This window comes from Streptosporangium nondiastaticum (assembly GCF_003011965.1).
In the GTDB taxonomy this organism is placed as follows: Bacteria; Actinomycetota; Actinomycetes; order Streptomycetales; family Streptomycetaceae; genus Streptomyces; species Streptomyces nondiastaticus.
In genome coordinates this window covers 1-8672 of record NZ_PXWG01000200.1, presented here as the reverse complement: position 1 = coordinate 8672, position 8672 = coordinate 1, and the positions used below count along the sequence as shown (strand labels likewise).

The window sequence follows — 8672 nt, the reverse complement described above, 5'->3', positions numbered from 1 at the left end:
GGCGCCTCCCGCGACACCGGCTCCCCGAAGTCCGGCGGCGGCGTGGCGCGGACGGCCACGGGCGTGGCCGCGGCCGTCGTGACGGTCGTGCTCGCCGTCGTCGTCGCCGGGCAGGTCGAGGACGGCGCGGACACCCAGGCGCAGGCGCGGCCCGCCGACGTCGAGCGGGCCAAGGCGGACGCCGCCTCGCGCTCCGACAGCCGCCCCACGCCCAACGGCGGCGCCGCCCAGCAGCTCACGTACGAGCAGAAGATGGACCGCAAGTACCCGCTGGACGAGAAGGCCAAGGGCAGCGGCGCCTTCGACACCGTCGGCGGCCACGAGGCGGCCCCGGGCCGCGGCGAGGTGCTGCGCTACCGCGTCGACGTGGAGAAGGGGCTGCCGCTCGACGGCGAGCTCTTCGCCACCGCCGTGCACCGCACGCTCAACGACGACCGCAGCTGGGGCCACGGCGGCACCCGCACGTTCGAGCGGGTCTCCTCCGGGCACGCGGACTTCGTCATCACGCTGGCCACGCCGGGCACCACGGGCGTGTGGTGCGCCAAGTCGGGCCTGGACACCACGCAGGACAACGTCTCCTGCGACTCCGCCGCGACCGACCGCGTCATGATCAACGCCTACCGGTGGGCGCAGGGCGCGCGCACGTACGGCGACAAGATGCACGCCTACCGGCAGATGCTCATCAACCACGAGGTCGGGCACCGCCTCGGGCATGACCACGAGACGTGCGGCAAGGAGGGCGCGCTCGCCCCGGTGATGATGCAGCAGACCAAGTTCCTGACGACGGACGGCATCACCTGCAAGCCGAACGCCTGGCCGTACCCCTGAACCGGTGATCGAATGTCCCGCCGTCCGGGACGTCTCATCTCTGGATGTGAGACACCTTGGACAGGGGCCGAAAATTCGTTCAGTCTTCTGCGCATGTCGTACCGCCACGCCTCCGAGAACGCCGCCTTCGTGCTGGCGCTGATCGGCGTGGCCGCGCACAGCGTCGCCGACATCCACTGTCGCTGAGACCGCCCTTTTCCCCGCCGTCCTGCGCTGCCCGGCAGCGTCGCGTCCGCCGGGGGCGGTCCGGTGCTCCCGTGCGCTCCTTCCCACCGCCTTCCGCGGGTGCTTCCTGCTCCCCTCCCTCCGGTGCACCCCCTTCCCCGGGTGCGCCGTCGCATTCCCGCGAAAGGCATTTCCTGTCATGCGTCACATGTCCGTCATATCCCGTCGGGTGGCCGCTGCCGCCGTCAGTGTGGTCCTGGTCGGCGGCGCGGCAGCGGCATGCGGCCCGAAGGAGGGCGGCGACGCCAAGGGCGGCGGCGCCGAGGGCGCGCCCAAGAAGGGCGGCACGCTCACGGTGCTCAACAGCGCGCCGCAGAAGCAGTTCGACCCGGCCCGCCTCTACACCTCCGGCGGCGGCAACATCCCCTCGCTCGTCTACCGCACCCTCACCACCCGCCACCGCGCGAACGGCGCCGAGGGCACCAAGGTCGTCCCCGACCTCGCCACGGACACCGGCACGCCCAGCGACGACGCCAAGACCTGGACGTACAAGCTGAAGGACGGCCTCAAGTACGAGGACGGCTCGCCGATCACCTCCGCCGACATCAAGTACGGCGTCGAGCGCTCCTTCGCCGCCGAACTCTCCGGCGGCGCCCCCTACTTGCGCGACTGGCTCATCGGCGGCGACAGCTACCAGGGCCCGTACAAGGAGAAGAAGGGCCTCGACTCCATCGAGACGCCCGACGAGAAGACCATCGTCTTCAAGCTGAAGAAGTCCGAGGGCGACTTCCCCTACTTCGCCACCTCCACCCAGTTCGCCCCCGTGCCCAAGGCCGAGGACACCGGCGCCAAGTACGCCGAGCACCCGGTCTCCTCCGGCCCGTACAAGGTGATCAAGAACGCGGGCGACGGCGAGCAGATGACGCTGGAGCGCAACCCCAACTGGTCCGAGGACACGGACAAGGAGCGGCACGCCTACCCCGACCGGATCGAGGTTAAGTCCGGCCTGTCCGCCGCGGTCATCAACCAGCGCCTGTCCACCGGCTCCGGCCCCGACGCCGCCGCGGTGACCACCGACACCAACCTCGGCCCGGCCGAACTCGCCCAGGTCACCGGCGACAAGAACCTCGCCGCCCGGGTCGGCACCGGCCACTTCGGCCAGACCTCCTACCTGGCGTTCAACCCCGCGGTGAAGCCCTTCGACGACCCGAAGGTGCGCCAGGCGATCTCGTACGCGATCAACCGCACCAGCGTCGTCAACGCCGCCGGCGGCTCCTCGCTCGCCGAGCCCACGACGACCTTCCTGCCCCGCCAGAAGCCCCTCGGCTACACGCCCTACGACCACTTCCCGGCGGGCGACAAGGGCGACCCGGCCAAGGCGAAGGAGCTGCTGAAGGAGGCCGGTCACGAGAACGGCCTGGAGATCACCCTCACCCACTCCACCGCCCAGAACCGGGAGACCAGCCCCGAGATCGCGACCGCCGTCCAGGCCGCGCTCAAGGAGGCCGGGATCACCGTGAAGCTGGAGGGCCTGGAGGACAACGACTACGACGAGAAGATCCACAGCTTCGACAAGCAGCCGGGTCTCTTCATCGCCCACTGGGGCGCCGACTGGCCCTCCGGCGGCCCCTTCCTCGCCCCGGTCTTCGACGGCCGGCAGATCGTGAAGGACGGTGCCAACTTCAACACCGCCCGCCTCGACGACCCGAAGGTCAACGACGAGATCGACGCCATCAACAAGATCACCGACCATGACGCGGCCGCGCAGCGCTGGGGCGCCCTGGACAAGCGGATCGGCGAGCAGGCCCTGACCGTGCCGCTGTTCAACCCGGTCTACAAGCGAATCTTCGGCAAGGACGTCAAGAACGTCGTCATCAGCAACTGGACCGGTGTCCTCGACGTCTCGCAGGTCGCGGTCAAGTGACGACCGAACTGCTCATCACCGCGGAACCGGAGGCGGGAACCGCTCCCGCCTCCGGCACCCGGCAGGTCCTGCGGCGGCTGAGAGCGCGCAAGTCCGCGCTCGCGGCCGCCGCCGTGCTGGGCCTGCTCGTCCTCCTCGCCCTCGCCGCGCCCCTGCTGGCCGCGATCGAGGGACAGGACCCGAACACGTACCACGACGCCCTCGTCGACTCCGCGCGCGGCGGCGTCCCCTTCGGCGACTTCGGCGGCGTCAGCGCCGAGCACTGGCTGGGCGTCGAACCGGGCACCGGGCGCGACCTGTTCGTGCGCCTCGCCTACGGGGCCCGGGTCTCGCTGCTCGTCGCCCTCGGCGCCACCGCCGTCCAGATCCTCATCGGCGTCGGCGTCGGCCTGGCGGCCGCGCTCGGCAACCGCCTTGTGGAAAGCCTGCTCACCCACGTCACCGACGTGATGGTGGCCATGCCCCTGCTCGTCTTCGCCATCGCCCTGATGGCCGTCGTCCCGGCCGACTTCCCCCGGCCCGTGCTGCTCGTCATCGCCATCGGCCTGCTCGCCTGGGGAGGCATGGCCCGCCTCGTGCGCGCCCAGACCCTCAGCCTGATGAAGCTCGACTTCGTCTCCGCCGCCCGGCTCACCGGAGGCTCCACCTGGCGCCTCGCCCGGCGCGAGCTGCTGCCCTCGCTGGCCGCGCCCGTGATCACCTACGCGGCCGTCCTGCTGCCCACCAACATCGTGCTCGAAGCGAGCATGTCCTTCCTCGGAGTCGGCGTGAAGCCCCCGACCCCCTCCTGGGGCCACATGCTCTCGACGGCCACCACGTGGTTCCGCGCGGACCCCATGTACGTGCTGCTGCCGGCCCTCATGCTGTTCGTCACCACGCTCGCCTTCACCGTCCTCGGCGACGGGGTGCGCGCGGCGCTCGACCCGCGCGAGGCGTCCCGGCTGCGCGTCGGCCGCAACCGGCGCAAGGCGCGCACGAGCGGCGCGGGAGGCACGGCATGACCGGATACTTCCTGCGGCGCGCCGCCGGCGCCCTCGCCGTCCTCCTCGTCCTCTCGGTCGTCGTCTACGCGACCTTCTACATCGCGCCCGGCGACCCCGCCCGCCTCGCCTGCGGCCCGCGCTGCAACCCCGAGCAGATCGCCCAGGTCCGCGCGCAGCTCTCCCTCGGCGACCCCGTGTACGTCCAGTACTGGCACTTCCTGCAGGGCATCTTCGCCGGGCACGACTACTCCACCGGCACCGCCGTGCTCCACTGCGACGCACCGTGCTTCGGATTGTCGTACCAGAACAACCAGCAGGTCACCGACATGCTGATCGAGCGGCTGCCCGCCACCGCCTCGCTCGCCGTCGGCGCCATGGCCGTCGCCCTGCTCCTGGGCACCGCCACCGGCCTGCTCTCCGCGCTGCGCCGCGGCGGGATCACCGAGCGGGTGCTGACCTGGCTCACCCTCGCCGGGACCGCCACGCCCGTCTTCATCAGCGGCCTCGGCCTGCTGATGCTGTTCTGCGCCTACCTGGCCTGGCTGCCCTTCCCGGCCTACGTGCCGCTCACCGAGGACCCCGAGCAGTGGGCCTGGAACATGCTGCTGCCGTGGGCCGCGCTCGGCCTGCTGGAATCCGCCAAGTACGCCAGGCTGATGCGCAGTTCCACGCTGGAGACGCTGGCCGAGGACCACATCCGCACCTTCCGCGCCTACGGGGTCGCCGAGCGCAAGCTCGTCACGCGGCACGCCCTGCGCGGCGCCGTCGCCCCCGTCGTCGCGCTGTCCGCGGCCGACTTCGGGTCGATGTTCGGCGGCGCGGTCCTCACCGAGATGATGTTCGGCCTCCCCGGGATCGGGGCGCTGCTGGTGCACGCCACCACGACCCTCGACCTCCCCGTGGTCGTCGCCGTGGTCATGGTGACCGGCACCGCCGTCGTCATCGCCAACATCGTGGCGGACGTGCTCTACGCCGCCGCGGACCGAAGGGTGGCCCTGCGATGACCGCACGACGCACGAGCGGCGGGCCGGCGGACGGCCGGCCCGCGACCGGGCCCCTGGTGGCCGTCTCCGGCCTCTCCGTGGCCTTCCCGTCCGGGCCCGGCGGCGCTCCCGTCCGGGCCGTGGACGGGCTCTCCTTCGAGCTCGCGCCCGGCGGCGCGCTCGGCATCGTCGGCGAGTCCGGCTCCGGCAAGTCCACGGCCGCCTACGCCCTGCTGGGCCTGCACCGGGACACCGGCGCCGAGGTCACCGGCGCGGTGACCGTCGCCGGCCACGACGTCCAGGCGGTGGACGCCGCCGGTCTGCGCCGGCTGCGCGGCGGCGTCGCCGCCATGGTCTTCCAGGACCCGCTCTCCTCCCTCGACCCGTACCAGGCCGTCGGCGACCAGATCGCCGAGGTCTACCGCGTCCACCACCGCGGCGCCTCCCGCCGGGAGGCCCGGGCCCGCGCGGCCGAGGTGCTGGACCGCGTGGGCATCCCCGACGCGGCCCGCCGCGCCCGCTCCCGCCCGCACGAGTTCAGCGGCGGCATGCGCCAGCGCGCCCTCATCGCCATGGCCCTCGCCTGCCGGCCGGAGCTGCTCGTCGCGGACGAGCCCACCACCGCCCTGGACGTCACCGTCCAGGACCAGATCCTCGGCCTGCTGCGCGAACTGCGCGCGGAGACCGGCATGGGCCTGATCCTGGTCACCCACGACCTGGGCGTCGCGGCCGGCAGCGTCGACGACCTGCTCGTGATGAAGGACGGGCGGGCCGTCGAGCACGGACCCGTCGGCGAGGTGCTCCACGCGCCCCGCGAGGACTACACCCGCGACCTGTTGGCGGCCGTCCCGCGCGTAAACGTCCGGCGGGCGACCCGTAAGGACGCACCGCACCGGGCCGGAGGTGACGACTCCGTCCTGCTGGAAGCAACCGCCCTGCGGCGGGAGTTCGGGCGCGGCAAGCGGGCCGTGACCGCCGTGGACGACGTGTCGCTCACCGTGCGGGCCGGCGAGACCGTCGGCGTCGTCGGCGAGTCCGGAAGCGGCAAGACCACGCTCGGGCGGATGCTCGTGCGCCTGCTGGAGCCCACCGGCGGCCGGCTCGGCTACCGCGGGCGCGACATCGGCGGCATGAAGGAGCGCGAGCTGCGCGCCTTCCGCAGCGAGCTCCAGATGGTCTTCCAGGACCCCGTCTCCTCCCTCAACCCCCGCCGCAGCATCGGCGAGTCCATCGCCGACCCGCTGCGCGCCGCCGGGAAGCTGGACGACGCCGCGATCGTCGCACGCGTGCGGGAACTGCTGGAGCGCGTGGGGCTCGCCCCGGACTCCTACCACCGCTACCCGCACGAGTTCAGCGGCGGCCAGCGGCAGCGCGTCGGCATCGCACGGGCCCTCGCCCCCGAGCCGAAGCTGATCGTCTGCGACGAGCCCGTCTCCGCCCTGGACGTCACCACCCAGGCACAGGTCGTCGCGCTGCTCGGCGAGTTGCAGCGCGACCTCGGCCTCGCGCTCGTCTTCATCGCCCACGACCTCGCCGTCGTACGGCAGGTCAGCGACCGGCTCGTCGTCATGCGCGGCGGCCGGATCGTGGAGGAGGGACCGGCCGACACCGTCTACGAGCGGCCCGCGCACCCCTACACCAAGGGCCTGCTCGCGGCGGTCCCGCGGCTCGAAGCGGCCGAAGCCCCCGCATAGCGCGGGGCAACGCCTCATCTCCGGGAAAGTCACCTCTGTTCACCCCTTCCGGTGGCGCGACGGACAACCGTCCGTCGCGCCACGGGCGAGCCCGCATAGCGTGCTTCCGCTGCCGTTGCCGTTCGGCGGCCGCAGGTCAGGCGAGGGCGACCACAAGGGACAGACGGGGGTGCGTGCGTGCGCGTGGGACTCCTTACGGAGGGTGGGTATCCGTACGCCTCGGGTGAGGGCGGCCAGTGGTGCGACCAGCTCGTGCGGGGCCTGCCCGGGCACGACTTCGAGATCTGCGCCCTGAGCCGCCGCGCCCGGCAGGACGCGGGCGGCTGGTGCGACTTGCCCGAGCACGTGCGGCGGGTGCGCACGTCCCCCCTGTGGGGCGATCCGGCCGGGGCCGTGGGGCGCGCCCACCGCGCGTACGGCCGCCGCGAGCGCCGCCGCTTCGGCGCCTACTTCGCCGGCCTCGCCGAGGCCCTCACCGCCACCGTCGAGCCCGGCCCCGAGGACCGCAAGACCCAGGCGTACCGTTTCGCCGACGCCCTGAACGGCCTCGCCGACCTCGCCCGCGACGCCGGCGGCCTCGGCTCCGCCCTCCGCTCCGAGCAGGCCCTGCGCATCCTGGAGGCCGCCTGCCGGGCCCCCGGCTCCCACCCCGCCGCCTACGGCATCCGCGTCGCCGACCTCCTCGCCGTCACCGCCCTCCTGGAGCGCGCCCTGCGCCCCCTGTCCCTCGACTGGTACGGCACCGGGGCCGACCGCGGCCTCGCCGGCGTCGACCTGTGCCACGCCACCTCCGCGGGCCCCGCCGCCCTCCCGGGACTCCTGGCCAAACGCTTCTTCGGCACCCCCTTCCTCGTCACCGAGTACGAGGTCCGCCTGCGCGCCTACTACCTCAACAGCGCCGCCAGCGCCGCCGGCCTCTCCCTGCCCGTGCGGACCCTGCTCTCCGCCTTCCACCGGCAGCTCACCGCCGAGATCTACGCCCGCGCCGACATCATCACCCCCGGCGACGCCCAGGTGCGGCGCTGGCAGGAGCGCTGCGGCGCCGACCCCGACCGGCTGCGCACCGTCCACCCCGGCCTCGACCCCGGTCCGTACGAGGCCGTGGGGGAGCGGTCCGAGTCCGGCGAGGGGACCGACGACGGCCTCACCGTGCTCTGGGCCGGCGGCAAGGCCGAGCCCTTCCTGTGGGAGACCCTCGCGGCCCTGCGCCAGGCCGAGCCCGAGGTGCGGATGCGCATCGTCGGCGAGCCGCTGCCCGGCGTCCAGCCCGTCGGCGTCTCCTACGACCCGGCGGCCACCCCCTCCACGTACGGCCTGGGGAGCGTCGTCGTCCTCGCCGGCGGCGCCGAGACGTTCCCGAGACCGCTCGTCGAGGCCATGCTGTGCGGCCGCGCCACCGTCTCGCCGGACTCCGCCGCCGTCCGCGAAGTCATCGGCGGCACCGGCCTCGTCGTCCCCCCGCGGGACGCCGCCGCCCTCGCCGCGGCCTGCCTGGAACTGCTGCACGACGCCGGCCGAAGAGCCAGGCTCGGTGCCGCCGCCCGCGCCCGCGCCCTCGAACTCTTCACCACCGAAAGGCATGTGACGGACTTCCACGGGATCTACCTCGAACTCATCTCCCGCGCGCCCGCCGGGCGGGACGCCGCCGCCCCCGACCCCGCCGTCCCCTTCTCCCGCGCCGCGGGATCCCGCGCCCCGATCGACCTGACGCCCCGCCAGTCCTCGCCGACCTGGGCAGGCCGCCCATGACCACACCGCTCAGGGACGGCAGCGCGCCCGCCGCCGCGGCCGGCATAGCCGCAGCCCGCGCCGGCACGGGGGAGGGCGATCCCGCGCAGGCCGGCCCCGTGAAGGCCGATCCCGTGAAGGCCCTCCTGCAGCGCCATCACGGGCTGTGCGCCCGCGCCGTGGACCCCCTGGAGATCGCCGCCGTCCTGGAGGACGGGGGCCTCACGGACCACGCGGCCGCGGAGTGCCGGCACCGGGACGTGTTCTCGCTGGCCGACGAGCTGTACGCACGCACCGAGCGCGAGGAGCCCGCGCGGCCCGCGCCCGGCGTGCCGCGCGACCCGGCGGCGCTCGTGCACGGGCCGCG

At 73.6% G+C, this 8672-nt stretch carries 8 protein-coding genes; all 8 read left to right on the top strand.

The annotated features are described in order from the left end of the window. On the top strand, positions 1-828 hold an 828-nt coding region (locus tag B7P34_RS33765), incomplete at its 5' end, for a DUF3152 domain-containing protein (RefSeq protein WP_106681974.1). A gap of 93 nt (positions 829-921) precedes the next feature. Further along, positions 922-1014, top strand: a complete 93-nt coding sequence (locus B7P34_RS39870) for an Ms4533A family Cys-rich leader peptide (RefSeq protein WP_324197103.1) — start codon at positions 922-924, stop codon at positions 1012-1014. 187 nt (positions 1015-1201) lie between these two features. Beyond that, complete coding sequence (locus B7P34_RS33760) at positions 1202-2917, top strand: ABC transporter substrate-binding protein (protein ID WP_223268511.1); 1716 nt, start codon at positions 1202-1204, stop codon at positions 2915-2917. Beyond that, the gene (locus B7P34_RS33755; RefSeq protein ID WP_106681972.1) at positions 2914-3918 is read left to right on the top strand and encodes an ABC transporter permease; all 1005 of its coding nucleotides are present in this window, start codon (positions 2914-2916) and stop codon (positions 3916-3918) included. The genes B7P34_RS33760 and B7P34_RS33755 overlap by 4 nt, the downstream gene beginning before the upstream one ends. After that, the gene (locus B7P34_RS33750) at positions 3915-4904 is read left to right on the top strand and encodes an ABC transporter permease (protein ID WP_106681971.1); all 990 of its coding nucleotides are present in this window, start codon (positions 3915-3917) and stop codon (positions 4902-4904) included. Before B7P34_RS33755 ends, B7P34_RS33750 begins: the two co-directional genes overlap by 4 nt. Next, positions 4901-6577: a dipeptide ABC transporter ATP-binding protein gene (locus B7P34_RS33745; protein WP_106681970.1), complete on the top strand. Its 1677-nt coding sequence runs from the start codon at positions 4901-4903 to the stop codon at positions 6575-6577. The genes B7P34_RS33750 and B7P34_RS33745 overlap by 4 nt, the downstream gene beginning before the upstream one ends. A gap of 183 nt (positions 6578-6760) precedes the next feature. After that, positions 6761-8326, top strand: a complete 1566-nt coding sequence (locus B7P34_RS33740) for a DUF3492 domain-containing protein (RefSeq protein WP_286157537.1) — start codon at positions 6761-6763, stop codon at positions 8324-8326. Then, the coding region (locus tag B7P34_RS33735) for a hypothetical protein (RefSeq protein WP_223268510.1) at positions 8323-8672 on the top strand (350 nt) is incomplete at its 3' end. The genes B7P34_RS33740 and B7P34_RS33735, both read left to right, overlap by 4 nt.